The 23,604-nt window shown below is 40.0% G+C and carries 23 protein-coding genes; 11 read left to right on the top strand and 12 right to left on the bottom strand.

Annotated features, from left to right (window positions below; translation table 11 throughout):
- Positions 1-758: 758 nt before the first annotated feature.
- The 7 genes from F6K52_RS05925 to F6K52_RS05895 all read left to right on the top strand — a co-directional run bounded on the left by F6K52_RS05925 (position 759) and on the right by F6K52_RS05895 (position 11,162).
- Positions 759-1,541 (top strand): HAD hydrolase-like protein, encoded by a 783-nt coding sequence (locus tag F6K52_RS05925; protein ID WP_293075316.1) that lies wholly within the window; start codon positions 759-761, stop codon positions 1,539-1,541.
- A gap of 434 nt (positions 1,542-1,975) precedes the next feature.
- Positions 1,976-3,775, top strand: coding sequence for an adenylate/guanylate cyclase domain-containing protein (locus tag F6K52_RS05920; RefSeq protein WP_293075314.1), 1,800 nt, complete (start codon positions 1,976-1,978; stop codon positions 3,773-3,775).
- Between the two features lie 1,138 nt (positions 3,776-4,913).
- Positions 4,914-5,507: a helix-turn-helix domain-containing protein gene (locus F6K52_RS05915; RefSeq protein WP_293075312.1), complete on the top strand. Its 594-nt coding sequence runs from the start codon at positions 4,914-4,916 to the stop codon at positions 5,505-5,507.
- Between the two features lie 4 nt (positions 5,508-5,511).
- Entirely contained in the window at positions 5,512-8,247 is a 2,736-nt protein-coding gene (locus F6K52_RS05910) for a peptidase domain-containing ABC transporter (protein ID WP_293075309.1), read from the top strand.
- Positions 8,248-8,332: 85 nt separating this feature from the next.
- On the top strand, positions 8,333-10,129 hold the full coding sequence (locus tag F6K52_RS05905) for an HlyD family efflux transporter periplasmic adaptor subunit (RefSeq protein ID WP_293075307.1): 1,797 nt from the start codon (positions 8,333-8,335) through the stop codon (positions 10,127-10,129).
- Between the two features lie 87 nt (positions 10,130-10,216).
- The gene (locus F6K52_RS05900; RefSeq protein ID WP_293075305.1) at positions 10,217-10,429 is read left to right on the top strand and encodes a hypothetical protein; all 213 of its coding nucleotides are present in this window, start codon (positions 10,217-10,219) and stop codon (positions 10,427-10,429) included.
- Positions 10,401-11,162, top strand: a complete 762-nt coding sequence (locus tag F6K52_RS05895; RefSeq protein ID WP_293075303.1) for a peptidylprolyl isomerase — start codon at positions 10,401-10,403, stop codon at positions 11,160-11,162. Before F6K52_RS05900 ends, F6K52_RS05895 begins: the two co-directional genes overlap by 29 nt.
- A 291-nt stretch (positions 11,163-11,453) precedes the next feature.
- Here the strand turns inward: F6K52_RS05895 and F6K52_RS05890 are convergent, their stop codons facing one another.
- A complete protein-coding gene (locus F6K52_RS05890) occupies positions 11,454-12,782 on the bottom strand; it encodes a tetratricopeptide repeat protein (RefSeq protein ID WP_293075301.1) in 1,329 nt (442 codons plus the stop codon).
- 256 nt (positions 12,783-13,038) lie between these two features.
- On the bottom strand, positions 13,039-13,194 hold the full coding sequence (locus F6K52_RS05885; RefSeq protein ID WP_293075299.1) for a hypothetical protein: 156 nt from the start codon (positions 13,192-13,194) through the stop codon (positions 13,039-13,041).
- A 269-nt stretch (positions 13,195-13,463) separates the two neighbouring features.
- Here F6K52_RS05885 and F6K52_RS05880 point away from each other — a divergent pair, with 269 nt between their 5' ends.
- Complete coding sequence (locus F6K52_RS05880; protein ID WP_293075297.1) at positions 13,464-13,895, top strand: peptidylprolyl isomerase; 432 nt, start codon at positions 13,464-13,466, stop codon at positions 13,893-13,895.
- Between the two features lie 74 nt (positions 13,896-13,969).
- Here the strand turns inward: F6K52_RS05880 and F6K52_RS05875 are convergent, their stop codons facing one another.
- The 3 genes from F6K52_RS05875 to F6K52_RS05865 all read right to left on the bottom strand — a co-directional run bounded on the left by F6K52_RS05875 (position 13,970) and on the right by F6K52_RS05865 (position 16,641).
- Positions 13,970-15,079, bottom strand: a complete 1,110-nt coding sequence (locus tag F6K52_RS05875) for a T3SS effector HopA1 family protein (RefSeq protein WP_293075295.1) — start codon at positions 15,077-15,079, stop codon at positions 13,970-13,972.
- Between the two features lie 58 nt (positions 15,080-15,137).
- A complete protein-coding gene (locus tag F6K52_RS05870; protein WP_293075292.1) occupies positions 15,138-16,286 on the bottom strand; it encodes a hypothetical protein in 1,149 nt (382 codons plus the stop codon).
- A gap of 142 nt (positions 16,287-16,428) precedes the next feature.
- Positions 16,429-16,641, bottom strand: coding sequence for a hypothetical protein (locus F6K52_RS05865; RefSeq protein WP_293075290.1), 213 nt, complete (start codon positions 16,639-16,641; stop codon positions 16,429-16,431).
- 543 nt (positions 16,642-17,184) lie between these two features.
- On the opposite strand from F6K52_RS05865, the gene F6K52_RS05860 reads away from it, so the two are divergent.
- Positions 17,185-17,439, top strand: coding sequence for a hypothetical protein (locus tag F6K52_RS05860; RefSeq protein WP_293075288.1), 255 nt, complete (start codon positions 17,185-17,187; stop codon positions 17,437-17,439).
- A gap of 129 nt (positions 17,440-17,568) precedes the next feature.
- Here F6K52_RS05860 and F6K52_RS05855 read toward each other — a convergent pair whose 3' ends face one another.
- From F6K52_RS05855 to F6K52_RS05835, 5 genes are all read right to left on the bottom strand, one after another.
- Positions 17,569-17,745, bottom strand: coding sequence for a hypothetical protein (locus tag F6K52_RS05855; protein WP_293075286.1), 177 nt, complete (start codon positions 17,743-17,745; stop codon positions 17,569-17,571).
- Between the two features lie 935 nt (positions 17,746-18,680).
- Positions 18,681-18,914, bottom strand: coding sequence for a hypothetical protein (locus F6K52_RS05850; protein ID WP_293075284.1), 234 nt, complete (start codon positions 18,912-18,914; stop codon positions 18,681-18,683).
- A 655-nt stretch (positions 18,915-19,569) separates the two neighbouring features.
- Positions 19,570-19,788 carry a hypothetical protein gene (locus F6K52_RS05845; RefSeq protein WP_293075282.1) on the bottom strand — a complete coding sequence of 73 codons (219 nt, stop codon included), beginning with the start codon at positions 19,786-19,788 and terminating at the stop codon, positions 19,570-19,572.
- 243 nt (positions 19,789-20,031) lie between these two features.
- Positions 20,032-20,280 (bottom strand): hypothetical protein, encoded by a 249-nt coding sequence (locus tag F6K52_RS05840; protein WP_293075280.1) that lies wholly within the window; start codon positions 20,278-20,280, stop codon positions 20,032-20,034.
- Positions 20,281-20,737: 457 nt separating this feature from the next.
- Complete coding sequence (locus F6K52_RS05835) at positions 20,738-20,953, bottom strand: hypothetical protein (protein WP_293075278.1); 216 nt, start codon at positions 20,951-20,953, stop codon at positions 20,738-20,740.
- Between the two features lie 402 nt (positions 20,954-21,355).
- On the opposite strand from F6K52_RS05835, the gene F6K52_RS05830 reads away from it, so the two are divergent.
- On the top strand, positions 21,356-21,520 hold the full coding sequence (locus F6K52_RS05830; RefSeq protein WP_293075276.1) for a hypothetical protein: 165 nt from the start codon (positions 21,356-21,358) through the stop codon (positions 21,518-21,520).
- A gap of 660 nt (positions 21,521-22,180) precedes the next feature.
- Here the strand turns inward: F6K52_RS05830 and F6K52_RS05825 are convergent.
- A complete protein-coding gene (locus tag F6K52_RS05825; RefSeq protein ID WP_293075274.1) occupies positions 22,181-22,384 on the bottom strand; it encodes a hypothetical protein in 204 nt (67 codons plus the stop codon).
- A 339-nt stretch (positions 22,385-22,723) separates the two neighbouring features.
- On the opposite strand from F6K52_RS05825, the gene F6K52_RS05820 reads away from it, so the two are divergent.
- Positions 22,724-23,083: a peptidylprolyl isomerase gene (locus tag F6K52_RS05820; RefSeq protein WP_364416239.1), complete on the top strand. Its 360-nt coding sequence runs from the start codon at positions 22,724-22,726 to the stop codon at positions 23,081-23,083.
- A 287-nt stretch (positions 23,084-23,370) separates the two neighbouring features.
- On the opposite strand, the gene F6K52_RS05815 is transcribed toward F6K52_RS05820, so the two are convergent.
- Positions 23,371-23,541 (bottom strand): hypothetical protein, encoded by a 171-nt coding sequence (locus F6K52_RS05815; protein WP_293075272.1) that lies wholly within the window; start codon positions 23,539-23,541, stop codon positions 23,371-23,373.
- Positions 23,542-23,604 lie beyond the last annotated feature (63 nt).

Here is a 23,604-nt window from a genome sequence, read left to right as displayed (position 1 = left end):
TTCGCGCAAAAATTGCCACATTTCCCCCGCCCGGGCTCCACACTTCCCACACTTCCCTTCTTTATTTACAAAGATTAGATGCACCTGATCAGCAAAGGACAAGGGGTGATCGAAAAACTTGATCTCGAAAACCCTGGGTTAGGTGGTAACTTCTATTAGTTTTTATGGTTCCTTGAGGAGGAATAGTGGTTTGGCTTAACAAGTATAGCATTTTCACGTGAAATGAAAACGCTATATACCTTGAGAGCTCCTAATTTATATATAGCGCTATATTTAGTGATTAATGCGATGCTCTTAAGGCCAAAGGCCACGCTACGGGAACAGAGCCGCTACGCGATTGGCCGTAGGACACACTAAAAGCGATTGACCATAGGTCACGCTACGCTCCGGAAGCGTTTCGGCAAAGCCTCCGCTTCCGCGCTTATGCGATTAGCCCAAAGGGCTACGCTACGCGATGAAGCGAAGCTTCCGCTAAAAGCGATCGCACTCAACGGTTTGAAGAAGCCCAGTCTCTAGTTCCTTAGCATTACCAATGGATTGTACTACATGGGTTTCTGCCCCTGATCGTGGGTCAAAAAGCAATTAAGACCGTCCTCAAGGAGGGTGTTAAAAAATTATACCAATTCACTAAAACTTTGCTATTTATTATTGCATAAAAGTAAAGATTAAGGTAAAAAAATAAAGCTAAACTATTTGACTTTTTTACCTTAATTTTGAGTATAGTAAGTTGTAGTATTCATAAGTATTAATCAAGTGAAATGGTACCCACAATTCTGGCTCTCGACTTTGACGGTGTTCTGTGTAACGGACTATTAGAGTATTTTCAGACCGCGTGGCGTACATACTGTCAAATTTGGAAACCCGCCAGTGAAACACCACCCGAGAATTTAGCACCTAGCTTCTACCGCTTACGACCTGTGATCGAAACTGGCTGGGAAATGCCAATATTGATTCACGCGCTGATTGTGGGTATTCCAGAAGACGAGATTTTGCAGAATTGGTCTACGGTTGCCCAGTCTATCGTTAATTCCGAGACCTTAGACAAAACCGATACAGCCAAGCAGTTAGACACTATTCGGGATAAATGGATTACTACCGATTTAGATGGTTGGTTGAGTCTACACCAATTTTATCCCGGTGTGATTGAGCGATTGGAGCAAATACTTTCCACAAATACCACACAGGTATATATTGTTTCTACTAAAGAAGGACGCTTCATCAAACAACTATTGCTGCAACAAGGTATTAAATTACCACAAGACAGAATTATTGGCAAGGAGTCCAAACGACCCAAACATCAAACCCTACGACAATTAATTGAAACTTTTCCTGGGGAAGCCGTAACACTATGGTTTGTGGAAGATCGGATCAAGACCCTTCAATCTGTGCAACAGCAGCCAGACCTCAAACCGGTGAAACTCTATCTAGCTGATTGGGGCTACAACACAAAAACTGAGCAAGAATCTGCTTGTAATGACCCGATAATTCAGTTGTTGTCTCTTGATCAATTTTCCCAGGATTTTTCAAATTGGCTCGATTAACTATTAGGTATTAGGTAAGCATATGCCCGTAGCGCACGCTGCGCGAACAGCGGTCAGCGGTCAGCCCTCAGCGGTCAGCCCTCAGCCAAAGGCCTTTGGCTGAAGCTACTGATCGGTGCTTTGTTGCACAGGCTTTGGCCCTGTGAAATAACTCAGATAAAAAAATAGTTAGCTGTTTTATTCAAAAGCTGATAGCTGATAACTGAATGCTAACAATATTAGTCCTAATGGCAAGCCAAATTTAGGTTTTGCCAGCATTTCAGGGAACTCTATAACTATCACCTCTGAGATTGTGTTCTCAACCAGGGGTGAAAGGAATTTTGAATAACACGCTTTTCGGTTGGGGTTTCTATGGGATGCGACACCTAATTTTTAAATTATGGCACTGGTTACTAAACCTAATTTTTCAGAGAATAATCCTGGTTCTAACGATCATGTTTTGCCTGGGAGTGGGAATTGCCCTCTCAAGCATGTCTCGTCTCTCTATGGATCTAATTGAATCCCATGCACTAGAGTATTCAGCCTTATCCGCTCAAGTTATTAATGAGGCACGTAACCTCTACAGTACTGACGTAGTTAGTCGTGCTACAACTGTTCATGGGATTACCGTTACCCATAACTACACCACCAAAAAAGGGGCAATTCCTAATCCAGCCACCTATGTGATAGAACTGGGTTCGCGCATCAGTGCCAATGATACGGGAGCTTTAATCAGGCTTTACAGTGATTATCCATTTCCCAATCGACAAGCTGAAGGGGGTCCGAAAGATGATTTTGAATGGGATGCACTCAAATTCTTGAGAAAATATCCCACTCAGTCATTTTTTCGCCAAGAGCAGATCCAAGGTCGTTCTTCATTTCGATATGCAGAAGCCATCATTATGGAGCCTAGCTGCATTGCTTGTCATAACAGCCATCCGGATAGTCCCAGGATGGATTGGAAAGTAGGAGAGGTCAGAGGTGTTTTGGAAATCATTCAGCCTCTAGATAAATTTGTGGTACACACACAAATGAGTTTGAGGAGTACATTGATCACCTTAGGAGGACTATCTGTGTTGGCACTCTCAGGGCTAATTTTGGTTATCGGTAGATTGCGTCAAACAGCAAAGGAATTAAAAAGGCGGGTTAGGGAACGCACGGCTGCTTTGGCTGAAGCTAACCAAGATTTAGAAAAAAGGAATCAAATAATTAGTCAGATTTTTGGGCGTTACCTGAGTAAAGAAGTAGTAGATAACTTACTGGAAAAACCCGAAGAATTGAAACTGGGAGGCCAGCGCAAAACTCTTACCATACTAACCTCTGATTTAAGAGGATTTACAGCACTATCAGAACGATTGCTTCCCGAAGAAGTCGTTCAAATTCTCAACCTCTATCTGAAACATATGTCAGAGGTAATTACTAAATACCAAGGAACCATTGATAAGTTCATGGGTGATGGAATTTTGGTTTTATTTGGTGCTCCCACGGCCAGAGAAGACGATACAAAACGGGCAGTTGCTTGTGCTGTGGCGATGCAATTGGCAATGGTTCCTGTCAACGAAACCATGAATGCCTGGGGCTATCCACCTCTAGAAATGGGTATTGGTATCAACACAGGTGATGTTGTGGTGGGCAATATTGGCTCAGAAAAACGCACCGATTACAGTGTAGTAGGTAGCCAAGTAAACTTAACCTATCGCATTGAATCCTATACCATAGGTGGTCAAATTATGATTTCACAATCTACCTTTGAACAGGTTAAGTCTATCGTGATTACTCACGGGCACAAACAGGTACAACCAAAAGGGGTTAAACAGCCAATTACTATCTATCAAGTTGTGGGTATTGGTGATCAGTACAATCTATTTCTACCTAAAGAAGATGAAGAGTTTTTTCCCCTTCCTAAAGCTATCCCACTTACCTACAAAATTTTGGAAGGAAAGCATATCGGTAAAAATCTTTTTCTCGGAAGTTTAATTCAGCTTTCAGCTAAGGGAGCAAAAGTGCGTTCCTACGAGAGACGAAGAGAGGATTTACCAGTAGAGCTCAGTAATATAAGCCTAAATATATTAAATCAATCCCAAGCAGAATATAGTGATGACATCTATGCTAAAGTGACGTCACTTGAGACAGAACATCTAGGGTTTTATATCCGTTTTACATCCCAACCTCCAGAGGTAAAAAAAAGACTTGATGATCTCTACAAGTCGATCAATGATAGAAGTGAATATAAAGCGTCAGGTATTAATAGTTAGCCGTCAGCTAGGGAAAGGCAAGAGGCAACAGGCAACAGGCAACAGGCAAGAGGAACCCAAGCCCACTCCAGATAGCGCTACGGGCAAGTCAGAAGTAAGCTAGGACTAGGTTTCCGAGTTTAGAAAAAAAATCTTAATGGGTAGTGCTATATTTGATATTCGTTACAAAAATTTACATAAAATTGTATAAAAATTGATTTTTTGGAGACATTAATTAGAGTGAGGGCAACCAATAAAGGTTAATACTCTTGGTAGTCCTAAACCCGTAAGGATGAGTTATCGTCATGAATCAAATACCAGATAGCGGGACTTTGATACAATCTTGCAATCCCATCACCGATCAACCTAGATGGGGCGGGCGATTCACCTTCAAGGCGTATATGATTAAGTATTCACTTTCACGCAATTGACCTTTTTCCCTTACCCAGAGAGGTTTTCATCCCAATTCTGGCCGATTACGCCTACACATCAATAAGTGGCTCGGACTGAAATTTAAATGCATATTCTGGATATTGCCTTAACACAGAAAGCGCAGTGAAACAGTACCCTTTTGGGTACTGTCAGCATTACCTATTATGAGTGAATAATAGGCAAAGAAGCCGTTACTACCAACTCAACATTGCTTATACATGTAGCAGCGTGCAGCCATCGTAATGGTTCACGAACCAAAAAACTCAGCTCATGTAGCAAATGGTGAACTATAACACTCACCTTTAAAGTCTTACCCAGGGAAATGCATTAACTCAGGCTTCCACTCCACTGAAAAAACTAGCTATAGCAATGGGTCTAATGGTGTTTCCAAATTCAAGGGAATAATAATTGCTCAAACCAATCTCAAAGCGCGTTGTTGCTAATGGGGAGGGGCTGCATGGGTCACCTGCGTCTGCAGCTTGAAAGCCCCGTGGAGACCCCCAAGAACGCGCTGCATTACTCTTTCCTGCTGTTTCCTAATCCAAAGTTCCCTGATCCCAAGTTCCCTGATCCGAAGCGCGCAGCGCTATAGCTTTTCAGGGTTTAAACTACATCTACTTTATGGCAACCCATAGTTTTTCCGACAGAAAAAACTCCCATAAAAAACTCCCGTTGTTAATCTCGACGGAGTATAGATGTACTGTGTTTTACCTTACTTCAATTTGATATGGACAAAAATCAAGGTAAAGACGCCAAAATTCCTCAAAGTCATTATTTAACAGCATTCCAACGCAAACTGCTCCAAAAAAGCCTAGAAGAGGATTTACATGAGTCCTACCGTCAGCGGATTCAAATTATGTTATTGGCAGATGAGGGCAAATCTCAAACGGAAATTTGTCAAACCTTGGGGTGTTGTGCCGCAACAGTAAGACATTGGATGCATATCGCTCGTAGTGGGATGGCTCACCAATGGCAGGATTGTCCCATTGGTCGCCCGAAGGCAGTCAATGAGCAGTATTTAGAGCGTTTGAAGGAACTGATTAACCAGAGTCCCCGGGATTATGGGTATTCCTTTCGCCGTTGGACAGTGAATTGGTTAAACAAACATCTGGCCAAAGAATTCGGAATTGAACTCAGCAATCGCCACCTGCAACGATTGCTCAAAGACATGGGATTATCGACGATACCAACACGGAGAAAGGTTAACTCCCCTAGCAGACAGGAAAAGGATGGTCACAGCATCTTTATTTCTGACCTGAAATCCGCTAATGGCTCCGATTCCAATAGTTTTTGGCTATTCAATCCCAGCAACATGGTATGAGATTATGGTTCGACATATATCTAAATCTAATCCTAGATCTAATCCACTGATTTCTCCTCAGCAACTAGCTAATACTCTAGGCCATTCTCTTTCAGAATTAGAGGTATCACGCTCTCTCAAACAAATAAAATATCGCGAGCCAACGGTCGGTCAATTTTGGCAGTCAACAGATGCTGAGGCTGGCATTTATATTGTGATTTCCGGAAAGGTCAGACTGATTAATAGCGCGGGGGAGTTAATTACCAACTTAGAAGCTGGAGCGTCCTTTGGGGAGTGTACTTTCTTTCCAGAAGAGTCTTTTGAGTGCTACTCAGCTAGAGCTTCCCTCAAAACTAAGCTCTGTTATCTAACTCCAGAACTGTTATTTCCCCTGATTAGCAAACATCCCCAAATCCGCGAGCATTTTTATCGTCAGGCCCAAGGGCACAATTCCCTGGTGATGCCCTCGGAGAGCCCTTTGGCAGAAGCAGAGAAAGTAGGGGAAGTAGGGGAGAAAAAACAGATTCCCACCTCAGGAGACCAAAAGCCCAAGCAAACCATCAGCAAAGCTTACTTTCCTAGCCCTACTCAAAAAGTTGGTCATTTGTGGCAGCGAGTGATCCGGCGCTATCCGTTTTTTGCCCAACAGAGTGGTTCTGACTGTGGTGCTGCTTGTCTGGTGATGATCGGTCGTTATTGGGGGAAACGATTCAGTGTTAACCGTTTGCGAGATATCTCCAATGCCGACCGTAATGGTGCTTCATTGCGGGGACTATCAGCAGCGGCGGAAAGTATTGGCTTTTCCACTCGACCGGTGAAAGCTAGTCTGGATCAACTGGCAAAACAACAGCTACCTGCTATTGTTCACTGGGAAGGAAAACACTTTATTGTTGTTTATGAAATTACCCCTAAGCATGTGGTAATTGGTGACCCTGCTCTTGGTCAAAAAACTCTGAGTCACCAGGAATTCAAAGCCGATTGGACTGGTTATGCACTGCTACTGGAACCTACAGCAATCCTGAAGGATACCAAAGAAAGTAAGACCTCCTTCTGGCAATTTTTTGAGTTGGTAAAGCCTCACAGTGTCGTGTTGCTGGAGGTATTTTTTGCTTCCCTGATGATCCAGATATTTGGTCTGGTTACCCCCATATTTACCCAGATAATTTTAGACCGAGTGGTGGTGCAACGGAGCACCCTCACCCTAACTGCTGTGGGGTTAGGATTGCTGATGTTTACTATGTTTCGGGTTGCGATTACCGGGTTGCGGCAATATTTGCTTGACCACACCGCAAATAAAGTAGACCTAGCACTGATTGTGGGGTTTATCAGCCATACCTTGCGATTACCTTTAGGTTTCTTTGAGTCTCGTTTTGTGGGTGATATTACCTCCCGGATTCAGGAAAATCGTAAAATTGAGCGGTTTCTAACCGGTGAAGCGTTATCTATCCTGCTAGATTTACTAACAGTTTTTATCTATGTGGGATTGATGTTTTGGTACAGTTGGAAGATGGCGCTGCTAATTTTGGTAATTGTACCACCTTTTTTCCTGCTAGCGTTGATTTCTACACCGTTTTTAAAACGAATTTCTCGGGAAGTATTTAATGCGATCGCAAAAGAAAGCAGTTATCTGATTGAAGTGCTTTCTGGTGTCCGCACTGTCAAGTCTACAGCAGTTGAGCAAACCGTACGCTGGCATTGGGAAGAGTTATTAAATAAAGAAGTTAAAACTAACTTTTCTGGGCAAGTGATTAGCAATCGACTCCAGATTTTCAGCAATACCATCGAGGGGTTAGCCACTACCGCACTGCTTTGGTTTGGGGCATGGTTGGTAATTCAAAATCAGCTTACCATTGGGCAATTGGTCGCTTTTAATATGTTGCTGGGTCAAGTGATCACCCCTTTCAAGCGGATCACGGTACTTTGGAATGAATTTCAGGAAGTCGTGATTGCCATGGAGCGCATCAATGATGTGCTGGATTACCAACCAGAAGAAGATTTGCACCATCAAGCACGGCAATCATTACCTGAATTGCGCGGTCACATTCGTTTTGATCAGGTCACCTTCCGCTATCACCCAGAAAGTGATTCCAATGTCCTGGAAAATCTTAGTTTTGAGGTAAAACCAGGGCAAATGGTCGCCCTAGTGGGGCGCAGTGGTTCCGGGAAAAGCACTATTTCCAAGTTAATGTTGGGGCTGTATCTTCCCTCAGATGGGAAAGTGTTGATTGATGGGCAAGATATCACCAGTCTTTCCTTAGGCTCCTTGCGCCAGCAAATTGGTGTGGTTGATCAAGATACCTTTCTGTTTGGAGGGACAATTCGAGAAAACATCGGTCTGGCTTATCCCTCAGCTAGCTTAGACGAAATTATCACAGCAGCAAAACTCGCCGGTGCCGATGAATTTATCCAAAAACTGCCCATGGGCTATGAAACCGAGATTGGGGAGGGAGGTGGGATGTTGTCTGGGGGACAGCGACAGCGTTTAGCCATTGCTCGCGCCCTGTTGGGAAATCCCCGCCTATTAATTTTCGATGAAGCCACCTCCCACCTGGATGCGGAATCCGAGCGGATTATTCAGACCAATCTCAATACTATTCTCAAAAACCGCACCACCCTAGTGATTGCTCACCGTCTTTCTACCGTACGGAAAGCTGACCTGATTTTAGTCCTGGATAGAGGGGTCTTGATAGAAAGCGGTACTCACGAAGACTTAATGGCAAAGCGAGGACATTATTTCTATCTCAATCAGCAGCAGTTATAGCGCAGGGAAAAGGGAAAAGGGAACAGGGAACAGGGAACAGGGAACAGGGAGTAGGGTGTGGGGTGTGGGGTGTGGGGAATAGGGTGTGGGAAAAAATTCGTTGATTACTCTTGCCTCTTGCCTCTTGCCTTTTGCCTATTGCCTTTTGCCTATTGCCTTTTGCCTTTTGCCTATTGCCTCTTGCCTATTGCCTCTTGCCTTTTGCCCATTCCCTGCTCCCTGCTCCCTGTTCCCTATTCCCTGCTCCCTGTTCCCTGCTCCCTGCTCCCTGCTCCCTGCTCCCTTTTCCCATCAATCCTATGTTCACAACTCAAATGGAAATACTGCTATGCCTGAAAATCATACATTGAATGGACATACTCCTACTCAAACTATTCCAGACCAGCGTGGCTATGAGGAGTTACTCACGCAAGAAACGACTCCTCAACCTAGGAATGATCAACCATTTCAGGGTCACGAATGGTCTTATGCTACTAAGGAACTGCTGGATACATTACCCCAGGTTTGGACAAGGGGATTACTGTATTTTTTGATGGTATTTATCGGTATTGCGTTACCTTGGGCGATCTTCGCTCAGGTGGATGAAACCGGGAAAGCCAGAGGAAGATTGGAACCTACGGGGGAAACTATCAAACTTGATGCTCCAGTAGCAGGAACCGTAGCAGCAATTAAGGTCAAAGAAGGGGAATTGGTAACGGCTGGTCAAACCTTACTAGAACTGGAATCGGAGTTAGTTAGCACTGAACTTCAGCAGGAACAAAAAAAATTAGAAGGGCAACAGAATCGCCTGAATCAATTAGAGGTGCTGAAAAACCAATTGATACTAGCTCTGCGTACCCAGGAGCAACAAAACCAAGCTCAAGAGTTAGAAAAACAGGCGCAAGTCGAGCAAGCACGGCAGAATCTGGAAGCGTTTAAATTCGCCTACAGTTTACAAAAAGAAGAACTATTGGCACAAATAGAGCAGGCACGAGGGGCGATAGAGTCTAGCAAGGTTGCCTATGAATTAGAAACCATTCGTTTAGAAAGTGCTGAGGAAAAAATTCCCCGTTACCAAAATGCTTATAAAGAGGGGGTTTTGTCAAAAGAACGCTTTTTAGATGTTGAACAGTCAGCCAAAGAAGCCCAGAAAAATATCATTAGAACTGAATTAGAAATAAAACAAGCTCAGTCTCGCCTGAAAGAGCAACAAGGTAGTTATGAAAAGACCATTCATCAAGCCTCCGCTGATATTAAACAAGCACGCCTGCGCTTGCAAGAGCAAGAACGGAGTTATAAAACCTTGGTTCATTCTGGTAAGCTGGCGTTACTAAAAAGTGAGGAACAACTGAATAATATAGAAACCCAAATTACTACCCTCCAAGCCGAACTATCCCAGAGTAAAAGTCAGATTAAATCCTTGGAATTTCAGTTAAATCAAAGGATGTTAGCCGCCCCGATCGAGGGAATCGTGTTTCAGTCACCAATCAAAAGTGCCGGGGCTGTAGTGCAACCTGGAGACACTATAGTCGAAATTGCCCCAAAGGAGTCCTTCCTTTCCCTGCGAGCCCAGATCGCTATTTCAGAAAGTGGCTCCTTACGGGAAGGAATGGCAGTAAAAATGAAGTTTGATGCTTATCCTTTTCAAGACTATGGAGTAGTAGAAGGAACAGTAATCAAGATTTCTCCAACCTCCAAGGTGACAGAAACGGAGCAGGGTAAAGTGCCTACCTATGACCTAGAAATTAAACTCAATAAAACCTGTATGCCCACACCAAAGGAATGTATTGCTCTCCGTCCAGGGGACACCGCAACAGCAGAAGTAATTGTCAGGCAGCGTCGGATTATGGATTTAGTTCTGGATCCCTTTAAGAAGTTGCAGCAGGGGGGTTTGGAATTGTAGGAATTATCAATTGGGTGAGATACAACGTCTTAGGTTTTATTAGGGAGTAGGGAGCAGGGAGTAGGGAGTAGTGAAAGAGAGGGAGGTGTGGGAAGTAGCCCCCTAAATCCCCCAAGTTTGGGGGACTTGAATGGGATGGGGTGGGAGTGTGGGGAGTTAGACAAAATCAGCAACTGTCGTGGAAACCCCCAAGACCTCCCTGCTCCCTGCTCCCTGCTCCCTACTCCCTGTTCCCTGTTCCCTATTCCCTACCAACTACCAATAAATAATCATGTTACCAGCTATTACGATTACCACTGAAGATATTTTTCACCAAGTTAAGCTAAACTGCCAAATCCCTGACATGATTGAAGGGATTGTGAAGCGCAAGATTATTGCGGCTACTGCCGAAAGTGCTGGCATCCATGTAGAAATTGAAGACCTTCAACAGGCAGCAGACCAATTCCGGTTAATGAACAAACTTGAGAATTCAGAAGACACTTGGGCATGGCTGCAAAAATATAGTCTGTCTTTAGATGATTTTGAAGAAATAGTGTACACTAATTTGATTGCTAATAAGTTAGTTCAACATCTGTTTGGGGATAAGGTTGAACCCTATTTCTTTGAACATCAGCTCGATTATGCTGCTGCCGTTATTTACGAAGTGGTTTTAGATGATAAAGACCTAGCCATGGAACTGTTTTATGCCCTGGATGAAGGGGAGACGAGTTTCTATGAGATTGCTCACGAATACATCCAGGATACTGAGTTACGGCGCTCTGGAGGATATCGGGGAATTGTTAAGCGTCAGGAGTTTAAGCCGGAAATTTCTGCTGCTGTTTTTGCTGCTGAGCCGCCACAGTTGCTTAAGCCGATTGTGAGTTCTCAGGGAGTGCATCTGATTTTGGTTGAGGAGATTGTTAAATCGGAATTGGATGATAAGTTGCGGTCTGAGATTATGTCTGATTTGTTTACTGGGTGGTTGAAGCAACAGATTGGAGAAGTTGAAGTTGTTAAGGAACTTGAAGCCAGTAGCTTAAGTTCTAAGTCTTAACTACAACTTCTAAAGTAATACGCCCTCGAGGGCGTATTACTTTAAACTCGTTGTATCCTAATAAAATCAAGCGAGTCAAACAATTTTGCCCGCAACTTCCTTAAAGGCCGTATCCCTACGCAATATAAGAAGCTTACTGCTAATTATACAGCTATGATTCAATTCGGCTTTGCCGCACCGCTGGTAAATGTTGCATGGAAGGTTAACAGCTGATTTGGTTACGGTTACAGTTTAAAAACACGCCCTAATCGGAATATGGTATTCAAAGCAATTGATATTTTTATTTTTGTGTCAAACTAATGCTTTATCCGCCGCTCTCTTTAATTCAGACAACGATTCACTTTGGTATCTAGATCTAGCTTTAGGTTTTAATTTTCGCTGCATTTCTTGGAGTTCAGCTAAACGTAAATTACTCCAATTTTTCAGGGCTATATTTCCTAAACGAGGAGCTAAATCAGAGAGTTGTTCGACAACCGAAATCGCCTCTGGCTCTATTTGGATAGAAGCAAGATAACAGTCACTCGCTACTTCTAGTTCACCCATTTTCTCATGACACTGACCTGCCATAAACCATGCTACTGGAGTCCCTGGAGGACCTAACCTTGTTGCTGACCGATATACTTTGGCTGCTTCTTCAATTTTACCTTGCTTAGTCAGAACTTCAGCCAACTCAAGATGGTATCTAGGTTCTAAAGGCTCCATCTGCACTATCAAGCGTACTCGTTCTTCAGCGAGATCTAGATTTTTTAGCCATATAGCTTCTTTAGAACGGCTTTCTATGCAAAGGCTGAGATTTTCACGCGCTACAACTTCTTGTAATTCATTATCGCAAGTCAGATTTCTTGCATAAGATTCGCATAAACTCATTTCTTCAACTACTTTCTCTTTATCCCTGCGCAAGAAGGGAATAAAAGAAACAGAACGATAGTAGACACTCATTAACAAATTGTACTCAAAGTCGTTCAGTGAAGATTTTAAGTTTTGAATTTCCTTGGTAACAGCTTCAAACCAAAACTCAGTTGCCGCTAAATCTCCAAAAGTTTTGGCATATTCAACTACAAGCTGTAAAGAAGCATTGATTTTTACCCGACTCCCTGATGGAGCATTATTAGCAATAGTTTCAATCTCTTTGATATAATCAAAAGTGCCATCACCAAAGTGATAAATCCGGCTAGAAAGAGTTCTACACAATGCTAGACGAGCAAGATCTATATTGTCGGCAATTACTGAACCAGCCATCTCTGGTATGTACTCTTTAACTATCTTATGAAAGCACAAGCTTCTCAAAAGATTCATCACTCGCAGTTTGGTAAGAGTTGGAAGTTCTTGATAGTTTGATAAATACTCACAGAGCTTTTCCCAGCGTTCAGTACGTAACGCCTTTGCAAGTTGTAATGGATGATCAACTCGGTATTGAAACATCCCAGTTTCTTTGATGAGAGATTCTCGAAACAAAGGAGATATATTTACCTGTAAACCATATGGCATTGAAGTATTATTCACTAAACTATGATAACTAAATTCAATACCATAATGATGCGGCTTCCCACCGTTAAGGGGACCAAGATCCAAATACTGTCGATTTAACCAAGCTATTGGTGAACTATTTAGCGTAATCATAGAATTTTATTTTGATTTTTATAACAAAGAAGCTAGTACCTTAATAGGGAAATAACGCGACCATGTTAACTAGGCCAAAAGTCAACTACATACTTTTTACTTTTGCCTTGCTATACTAGTCTCAAAAAATATTATATTGACACAGTGACATTAGTTAATATAATTAACTATGTCACTGTTAAAAAGGTGTAAAAATAGTTCAAAATTTCACATTGAATTGTTTTTTAAGAACTAGTTTACACACTCTTAAATTTTACTATAGATTAAGAGACCATATAAAACATGCCATATGACCACCACGCACAGTTGTAAAAGCTTTAAATTCTGGTGAATCGTCAGCTTTAGCCTTTAAGTCGATGATTTCGTCAGTTGTTTTTTCAGATTGAAGTTGATTAACTTTGATGTTAGCCATTTGATTTTTTCTCCACTAATGAATCTGTGTTCGTTACCAGGAATCAATTAGTAATTTTTGATTCCTGTCTTAATCCTATTCAAATTAATTTCGTTTGTCTAGTATTTTTACAGCTTATTAATGCTAAAGTAAAACCATTTTTGTCACAAAATTAGATGTAGTAATCTGCTAATCAACCTAGTAATAGCTCATCATTTCACGATCAATTATCTTTACCGGTATTATTATAGTTAACTTCTCTCTAATTTACGGAATCAACTAAACTAGTTATGTCCACAAAACTAGTGGAGCTGATAAAAACCACAAAAAATAGTCCAAGACTACTCTTGGACTACAAGACTAAAATTATTTTCTACCAGTTTGATGAAGGAGAGACAAGTTTCTATGAGATTGCCCACGAATATATCCAGGATACTGAGTTACGCCGCTCTGGAGGATATCGGGGAATAGTTAAGCGTCACGAGTTTAAGCCGGAAATTTCTGCTGCTGTTTTTGCTGCTGAGCCGCCACAGTTGCTTAAGCCGATTGTGAGTTCTAAGGGAGTGCATCTGATTTTGGTGGAGGAGATTGTTAAATCGGAATTGGATGGGAAGTTGCGGTCTGAGATTATGTCTGATTTGTTTAGTGGGTGGTTGAAGGGAGAGATTGGGGAAGTTGAAGTTGTTAAGGAACTTGAAGGTAGTAGCCTAAGTTCCAATTGATAACTAGAACTTCTAACTAAATTAATACTGCCTTGAATCTCCTTTAGCAAGGGGATAGTTTTGATGTCTAGTTATTAACTGACTGTCACACCGTTGGTTACATCCAATGGTGTGTATATATCTTCAGAACCAGGATTGAGGTAGGGACGCTCGATGTCTATTCCGTATTTCTCAAACTGCTTGAGTATATATTTCATTCGAGCTTCTGGGGATTCATCACCGTTTTGATGGGCTTCTAGCAAGGCATTGGCAATAAATTCGCAATAGTTACCTTCAGAATCTAGTAAATTTTTAAACTTTATTTCAGGATTCGGACGTTCCGCTAAACCAATACCAGGTGCAATTTTCTTAGTAAATATAGGGATTTCTTTCCGAAAGTGAGATTTATTTTCTCTATAAATAGCCTGTAATGTTGGCAGAATAAAGCTTGTGTAGATATCGGGATTGTATTCGTAATAAAAAAATTTAAGAACTCCTGAATTATAAAACCTGTAGTTTAAAGGGTTGTGTAACACCTCGAATATGAATGGTACTTTAATTGCATTCAATTTTGTCGTTATATACTTCATAGCGGTAACGGCTGCTTCAGGACTGAAATTCAAGTAAATCAGTACTGTATAAAGGAAAGTCTTTGAAGGTGGTAAACCACCAAAGCCATCTCCAGTAGCCCTATACCTGTTTTGATTAATAAAGCTAGAAGGTGATAATATAGCTATGGCATCATTGACAGTAGCTGATTGCAAAGCTAAAGGTAGATGACGCTCTCGCTGGATGCGTAAAATACCGTTATCAAATTCTGCGATAAGACTACCATCAGTTTCTTGTCTTATGATGTGGAACGATGGATGAAACCAACCTTGACCTTGATTATTTAGATCTAGTTGTTCGTAAAATTCCCAGTCTATTTCTTTGGAAGATATTTCTTTTAAAATTTGATCGTTCGTTTTAAGGACTGGTGTTGCTTCAATTACACATGAACCTTCAAAGTAAATGCTATATATAAATTCTAATAACTTTGAATTTAAGTAATAATACTGGATATCTTGAGACATTTTTTGAAGCTGCCCCACAGTAGCATTAGGAGTTACTATAGGAGCAAAGTTAGAATAACTGATGCGAAATTCAGAGAAGTCTATTTGAATGTTGTCAGCGATATACTGTAAAATATTTGGTAATTTTATCATATTTATTACTAATACTTGTATTGATATAATTTACTTTCAGTTAAAAAAAAATAATTTATTAAATCGACATAAATATTTCTGGTTTGCACAGCAATTGTGAAGCAATATAAAAATAAAGTTGCTGGTGACTTATACCAAGGTCTGGCTGAAGTTGAAACTCTGTTAGTAGTTGATAAATCAAACCAAGTCCAGCAAACTGAATGACCCGCTTAAGGAATTCAGGGTAATCTTCTAAAATTTTTGGGTAAGTATTGATATAAGCATTTTTGATCGCTACGATTGAAGGGCGAACAACTTCAAGAGGAATCGCGGCTAACTGTATAGATTTTTTCATTTCAATAGCAGGATGTACAATCATACTGTTGAGCCAGAAGAGAAAATATTCAGCAATTGCTTTTCCTAAATCACAAGCTGGATCCCCCCAGCTACAAGCTTCCCAATCAATTAGCTTAATTATGCTCCTATTAGAATAATTTATTTTTGATAATAACTTCTCCCACTGCTTAGGTATTATAAGCTTGTTAAATTGAATATTATTATGTGTTAAGCAGCAGTGGCGATGATGAAGCGCAAGCTCTTTAACTACTCTTTTTACAGCTTCAGATTTTTGAAAAATACCAATAAATCGCCAAGATTGAACTGCAGTTTTCTTTAAACTCTCAGGCTCAAGACACCTGAAAAGATACTCAGAAAGATAATCAGGATAAGGAAGTTGGTAGCGAAGGTTGTCTTCATCAAGCTCAGTTATGAAAGTGTGGCACTCCTGAGAATTCATCGTCTCAGAATGTAGTTTTGCTAAAGTAGTTCCAACTAATTTTGCTATGGTATTTGGAAAATATTGATGATTTTTGTAATAACTTTCTAAAGTAATATAATCATTGGGACATTTGTAGATCAGTATAGAATTGATATCATCATAATGAATTACTGCTGGAGTTAATGATGAAGCATACACTAAATCTTGATCGGACTTAAAAAAATTATAAATATGCCACTCTTTACGAATCCTATCGTCGCTGTAAAGCTTACTATAATGAGGGCGCTGTTTAATAAATATCTTTTCCCCATTTGTTGTTAAATCTATTACCCAATTAAAATTATGGCTAGAGCTAACATCAATTTTTAGATATTCTAAGTCTGATTTATTGCATATATCGGTATTAACTAAGTAACCAAATAAGTTTTTATAGTCAAGATTTATAATCACATATATACTCCTTTTTGATTAAGACAATTAATTAGTTTTTTATACTTACAAAAAAGTTGTTTTAATTCGATATTTGAATTGCAGAGTGGCAGTAGCCACTCCACATTTTAAAAACTAAATTATATTAGTGCTAAAATTAGTATCAGTTGATCCCAACTTGAGCCTGAGGCCTGCACTGATTGCTAAAGGTACTCCATTCATCAGCTTGCACTGAACCGCACCCACCGCTAAATGTACTCCAATCGCCTCCTCGTAAGCTCATTTCATCGTCTCCTAGATCATTCATGAAACTTTCAGTATCAAGAAATAATTCAGTACCAGTAGGTTTGAGATCATTAACTTTGATGTTAGCCATCTTGATTTTTATCCACTAATGAATCTGTGTTCGTTACTAGGAATCAATTAGTAATTTTTTATTCCTGTTTTAATCCTATTCAAATTATTTTCGTGTGTCTAGTATTTTTATAGCTTATTGATGCTAAAGCAAAAACAGTTTTGTCACTAAATTCAATGTAGTCATCTGCTGATCAACCTATACTTAACCTAGTAATAGCTCACAATTCACCTAGAAATCACCTTTACCAGTCTTGTGATAGTTAACCTCTCTCTAATTTACCGAATCAACTAAACTAGTTATGTCCACAAAACTAGTGGAGCTGAGAAAAACCATAAAAAATAGCCCAAGACTACTCTTGGACTACAAGACTAAGATTAGGTTCTAGCACTTCTCAATTAGCTAAGGCATTTTCATCCTAAGTTGATACAGTTAACGTTTCCCCTATTCTAATTAAATTAACACCGGATCAACTGCGCGAGATTCGACGGAGATTAAATCAAACCCAGCATCCAAAATTCGAAAGTACTTTGTGTTCACTTTTCTCCATTGAAACGTCAGCCAATGAATAACTGTCCCAGATATTTACTCAACAACACTGCTTACCTCAAATACCACGATTACTTGAAAGCTGGTCTTCCAATTCCCACTGGGGTTATTGAAGGCGCTTGTCGTCACTTAATCAAAAGACATCTCCAGGAATTGCAAAGCAATTCCTGGAGATGTCTAATCTCCCTCCACATCTTCTCACTGGAGGGAATTTTATTATTTTATTGCTCCTGGGATTTCGGAGCTTGTCTGGCGTTGCAGAACAGATGAACTATATACTATCACAGCAAGCTCAAACACATGAGAAGGCTATCGCTTTAGTACAAATGTTCTGCATAAGTGACATGTTCCCTGGGATTTCCCAGAGCGTTCCCCCAAAGAAATCCCACTTCGCCATAACTAGCAAGTTGGGTAATTACAGGCAATGCTTAGTGTACTACTTAGTACAGCTGCAGCAAGTTCTTGACCGCCAATGATATTAAGTTCATCATTGGTTAATTCATTGATAAAACTTTCATCATCCGCAAACAACTCAGCACCAGCAGGTTTGAGATCATTAACTTTAATATCAGCCATCTGGATTTTTCTCCAATAATGAATGTGTGTTGTTTCAGGAATCAATTAGTAATTTTTGATTCCTGTTTTAATCCTATTTAAATTAAATTTAATCTGTCTATTATTTGGAGAGATTATTGATGCTAAATCAAAAACAATTTTGTCACTAAACTATATGTATTTATCTGCTGATCAACCTAGTAATAGCTCATAATTAACCTATAAATAACCTTTACCAGTAGTCTGATACTTAACGTTTCTCTAATTTAGGGAGTCAACTAAACTAGTTATGTCCACAAAACTAGTGGAGCTGATAAAAACCACAAAAAATAGCCCAAGACTACTCTTGGACTAAAAGACTCAAATAATTCAATTATTTTCTGTTTATTGTTCCGTAGAAGGAGGCTCAACTCCTTATATCTAAACAGTTGTAACTATTTTCAGAATTGGCATTGAGCTCAACATGCTGCAAGTCAATGCCCTGGTTGACTGACAAAACATTTCAGATCGATTACTCAATAAGGGTTTCAGCACTCTCCGAGCGAGCCCTGCGAAGCACAATAGTTGCAAGGCTTGAAGGCAAATGATCAAGCTGAAAATCTGAAGCCCAAAACGATCAATGCATAAGTGCATTTACTGTAAGCCCTAGAACCCTTGTCTATAGAGAGTTTCAGGGCTTCGCTCGTAAACTTTTGTCAGTCAACCAGGTCAATGCCTAGGATAGAAAACTGCCCAAGGATAACCCGTATTGCTGGGACTCAGGGAGGTTAAACCTCCCTGAACTGTGCCACTGGTGCCAGGTATCGAAACCGCTGCCACCTATGCTGCAGGAAACTTGACACAAGGCTGAAGCTCTTTAGGCTGAAGCCTTGTGTGTGACTACTCCCTGTGCTAAGCTAGAATCTTGGGCTGGGAACTGATTGATAGTTGTGGTTGTGTTATCATTTCTATTGGATTTATTTTCCAGTTGTTACTATTATTGGTCCAGTTGTTACTATTATTGGTCCAGTTGTTACTATTATTGGTCCAGTTGTTACTATTATTGGTCCAGTTTGTATTCCACAACCATATGTACCGCCTCCTGCTACTGCTGTAACTTCGTTGTATTCGAGATCGTTCATGAAACTTTCAGTATCAAAAAACAATTCAGCACCAGTAGGTTTGAGGTCATTAACCTTAATATCAGCCATTTGAGTTTTTCCCAATAATGAATGTGTGTTGTTTCAGGAATCAATTAGTAATTTTTGATTCCTGTTTTCATCCTATTAAAATTAATTTCGTCTGTGTAGTATTTTGAGAGCTTATTGATGCTAAACTAAAAACAGTTTTGTCACTAAACTAGATGTAGTTATCTGCTGCTCAAACTAGTAATAGCTCATAAGTAACCTATAAATCACCTTTACCAGTATTCTGATAGTTAACGTCTCTCTAATTTAGGGAATCAACTAAAGTAGTTATGTCCACAAAACTAGTGGAGCTGATAAAAACCATAAAAGAAAGCCCAAGAGTAATCTTGGGCTACAAGACTAAGATTATTTTCTACCTAGGTTTTAGGGAGTAGGTAGCAGGGATTGTCAAAAAATTTTGTGGACCTCATAAGTATGAAAATTGCTAGATATCGAAACACTGATAAATATAGCAATTATCGTAAGCATATGCGCTACGCGCACGCTGCGCGAACAGCCGTCAGCCGTGAGCTTTTAGCTCACGCTGCGCGAACAGCCTATGCGCTACTTGAGGTGCTTTTGAATAAAATAAGCTGACCCCTGAATGCTTACACCCTGAATTCTAACCTCCGTAGTCTTTTCGGTTGTACACAACCTGAACCCTAAAAGGAATTTCCATTTACAGCCGCCTTGGACAATAAGGTGAACTTCCATGGGAAATGGTTCCATCTGGACAGAAAGTTACAATCCATCTGTCTGTTTGAATCACCAAAGGTTCAAAAAAAATTCCCCCAGCAGTTTTCCCAGCTTCACTGTCGGTAATTTCTACCAATTTTTTCGATTCGGCAAAAAGTTCAGGAGAAGTAGGCTGTAAGTCATAAATATTGATAGTAGACATTGGAAATCTCCTTTATGATTTAATTAACTTGAAAAAAAAGTATTGGCTAAAAACCTTACCCTAAGCCGTTTTTAGCCTGGTTTTCACACCCTCAGCCCTATTTCTAGCGTTTCTCGTAGCTATGAGGTACACATTATTTTTTACCTCTTGCCTCTTGCCTCTTGCCTCTTGCCTCTTCACTGCTCCCTGCTCCCTACTCCCTGCTCCCTATTTCAAGAGTTAATTTTAGTTTTGTCCGACTACTTATATATTGTTGGGAAAATCGTGTGTTCCCTTGTACCCAATAAAAATTCCACCATCCTTAGAAAGACTGGATTTCGTGGAAATAGTCAGATGATCTACTGCCCATCCAACTGCATTCTTTACCCAATCCCAAAAGGCACCTCCTTGAATGTTGAGTTGCTCATCTTCTGTTAGTTCTTGGCAGTGAGATTCTGCTAACAATAACTCACTGGAGATAGATTTTATATCGGAAATTTTAATGTTAGCCATTTGTAATTTTCTCCTAGCTCAATTTTTTCAAATTTTTGAGATATATCTTGCCCGAATAGCTCAACTAAATTTGATACAATAGTTTAGAGCTATTAAGATGAAGCCTGTGGAAACAGTGACGGTTTTTAGTTCTTGATAACGTACCCTAAAAACTCAGGTATTAGAGGGTGCATCTCAAGGCATGAAATTAGCCGAAAATTCTCACACTTACCGCGCCGCCTCCCCACACCTTCTTACTTTTTTACAAATATAGCACTACGCATTAAAGTTAGGAGATTGATACAAGCTGAAAACGTTGTGTAGTCAACTTTTGCCTCTTGCCTCTTGCCTCTTGCCTTGCGCGTAGCGCTATATGAGATGCACCCGGTATTATAGGGCTTTGTTAATAGTCCTACATAGCTTGGTTGATTAAACTCCTAAGAAACAGATTTGGTAGGTTTGTCTTAGGACTAAATATTCAGTCTATAATTTCTCTGGTGATACCAGCAGCTACTCCCACACAAGGTTGTGAACTTCGCACCGCAGCCGCTGCTGCTTGACCTATCCAATAGGTCCAAACTATTCCACCATAAACTGCGAGTTCATTTTCCGACAAATCGATCAGGTAGCTTTCAGAATCAACAAACAAGTCAACACCAGCAGGTTTGATGTCAAGAATGGTGATGTTAGCCATTTGATTTTTCTCCAATGAATCTGTGTTTTTGAATCAGTATCAATTAATACAGCAGTTTTCAATGGGTAAGATACTTTCTTCCTGGATTTTAGGGAACAGGTCAGAGTAACCTACCCCTAACCCCTCCCAGTAGGGCAGGGAAGAGGTAAAAAATCCTGTCTACCTGATAGTTATAAAAAACGCTGTCTAGTGTTTATTTAATTGAAACAACACTATATATAGGACTCAGAGAATTAGATGCGTTTTCCCTGCTTTTTCAGCATAGTTAATTGAATTAACTCTGTCTATAGTTTTTTTAGTTAATTGATGCTAAAAATAAAACCTTTTTGTCATAAAATTTAGATAGTAATAGCAGCTATATAAACCTATTAACCACCTCTTTATATAGCGTTTCTAGGACTCATGAGGTACACATTAGTTTTTACCTCTTCCCTCTTCTCTCTTCTCTCTTCTCTCTTCCCTCTTCCCTCTTCCCTTCCCCTCCTGGGAGGGGTTAGGGGTGGGTTCCTCTTCCCTCTTCCCTCTTCCCTGCTCCCTGCTCCCTGCTCCCTGCTCCCTGCTCCCTAAAAACCAGAAATTTGTACCTCACAAGTCGTAGAATTGCTATACATCATAATGACCCTATAATGAATATACTTGAAACCCCACTATAATCCTAGATTGATATGCTCTCTAATTTAGTGAATCAACTAAAACAGTTATGTCCACAAAACTAGTGGAGCTGAGAAAAAACATAAAAAAAAAGCCCAAGACTACTCTTGGACTACAAGACTAAGATTAGGTTCTAGCAGTTCTGAATTGGCTAAGGCACTTTCGTCCTAAGTTGATACAGTCAACATTTACCATATTGTAACTAAATCAACAAAAGAATTGCATTACTTCCTACCCTATCCAGTGCGCGAGGCTTCACGGGGATGACCTCAAACCCAGCATCCAGAATTCCAGAGTAGTTTGCGATCGCTTCCAAGGCATTGGAGCAGGGAGTAGGGAGTAGGGAACAAAAATTAATTGTGATAATTGTTTATCTCTGTTTGAATCATAGTTGGATTACTTGAGTTTGTTGAGTTTTTTGCTAATTTATTGGCGTTGCTTAGTAATGGAATGATTTTAATAATTTTGTGGAATGGTGATCTTGCACTTTCTTGATATTTTTAGGTCAACAGGATGCCCACCGTAATTATATTCATTCCTTGATTCAGCAACGCCAATAAATTTAATAATGTTGCTTTATTGTGCTGCTTTAACTAATTTTCTCAATTGACGTAATTCTCCTTTAGAGCAACCGGTAACGCTCGTAACAGAACCATCAGTTTTATTAAATTGTGCACTACAGTCACCACCTTTTATTGAAGTAATATGCTTGTAATCTTGTGTGAATTCATACAGAATACTTTCAGTAGAATTGATATCTTGGATAACAATATTAGCCATTTTAGTTTTACTCCAATAATGAATATGTGTTTTTAAATAGGAATCAATTAGTATTTTTTATTCCTGTTTTAATCCTATTCGAATTAATTTCGTGTGTCTAGGATTTTAGAGCTTATATATGCCAAAAGCAAAGCAGTTTTGTCCCTAAATCATATCTAGCTATCTGCTGCTAAACCTAGTAATAGCTGACAATTAATATATAAATTACCTTGACCACTATTCTTATAGTTAACTTCTCTATAATTTAGGTACTAAACTAAAGCAGTTATGTCTATCCAACTAGTGGAAGTGATAAAAATAATAAAAAATAGCCCAAGACTACTTTTGGACTAAAAGACTATAATTATTTTCTACCAGTTCGACGAAGGGGAGACGAGTTTCTATTACATGGAGCACGAATACATCCAGGATAGTGAGTTGCGGCGCTCTGGAGGATATTGGGGAATTGTTAAGCGTCAGGATTTAAAACCAGAAATTTCTGCTGCTGTCTTTGCTGCTGAGCCGCCACAGTTGCTTAAGCCGATGGTGATTTCTCAGGGAGTGCATCTGATTTTGGTTGAGGAGATTGTAAAATCGGAATTGAATCAGAAGTTGCGGGCTCAGATTGTGTCTGATTTGTTTAGTGAGTGGTTGAAGGGACAGATTGGGGAAGTTGAAGTTTTTAATAATCTGGATTACAATAATATGCTTGAGTTCTAATTTCCTTGCACTTCAGGTATTAAACCCACATTCTGCCAGTGCAATCACACCTGGATAATGTGGTGTTAAGTATTAAATTTCCACCTTAGGCAGAGATATAATAACTAATACCACTCAGACCCCAAGGTAGAAATATTTAATTATCAATATCAGGGCAGGCTAAACGCATCTTGTCAATAAGCACAATAAACCTAGCCTTATTGTACTTATTGACAAGGGGTTTGATAACTATAGTGTTTAGTTAATTTTAAAAACACTATAGTTATGATTTAATAAATTAGATGCCTTTAATGGGACTTCACCAGACTACAGAAGCAGCAACCTCCACGACCCCCTCCTAGGATACGGGTTGTTTCAGTCTCTTCATTCAATTCGAGCATAAAACTTTCTGAATCGTCAAATAATTCGGATCCAGATAGGTTAATAGCTGAAATATCCTTGATATTAATATTAGCCATTTGAGTTTAACTCCAATAATTTTATGTAAATGTGGTTGATTTGAAAAGGGGTTTTATAACTAG

Origin of the sequence: Moorena sp. SIO3H5 (genome assembly GCF_010692395.1) — a bacterium.
Classification (GTDB): Bacteria; Cyanobacteriota; Cyanobacteriia; order Cyanobacteriales; family Coleofasciculaceae; genus Moorena.
Note: the sequence above shows the minus strand (reverse complement) of the source record. Positions and strands in the feature narration are given on the sequence as shown.